The sequence below is a fragment of the Burkholderia sp. SIMBA_051 genome (genome assembly GCF_046534915.1).
In the GTDB taxonomy this organism is placed as follows: Bacteria; Pseudomonadota; Gammaproteobacteria; order Burkholderiales; family Burkholderiaceae; genus Burkholderia; species Burkholderia ambifaria.
Genome location: NZ_JAWRXS010000217.1, coordinates 1 through 276, shown reverse-complemented (window position 1 = coordinate 276; position 276 = coordinate 1). Strand labels below are relative to the sequence as shown.

General features: G+C 55.1%; 1 pseudogene. It reads right to left on the bottom strand.

The features are described from left to right. Positions 1-276: pseudogene (locus tag SB771_RS34250) on the bottom strand (RND family transporter); the annotation flags it as partial.

Below are 276 nucleotides of genomic sequence, written 5' to 3'. Positions count from 1 at the left end.
CTGTCAGCGCCAACGATTTGATGACAGGGATGTCAATGATCATGAGCACCCCAAAGCCAACCGCGTCAGCGACCAGAGCCGTCAAACCGGCCAGAAACAGACGACGGAAAGTAAAGCGTGCGGCGACATACTTGTCCGTTCCTCTGGCGATGTCTTGCATGATGCCATTCATCTTTTGGGCGCCATGGGAAATGCCAATGGCAAACACCAGGAATGGCACCAGCACCGAATAAGGGTCAAGTGAATAGCCCAAAGCCCGCACCATGCCCAGCTGCC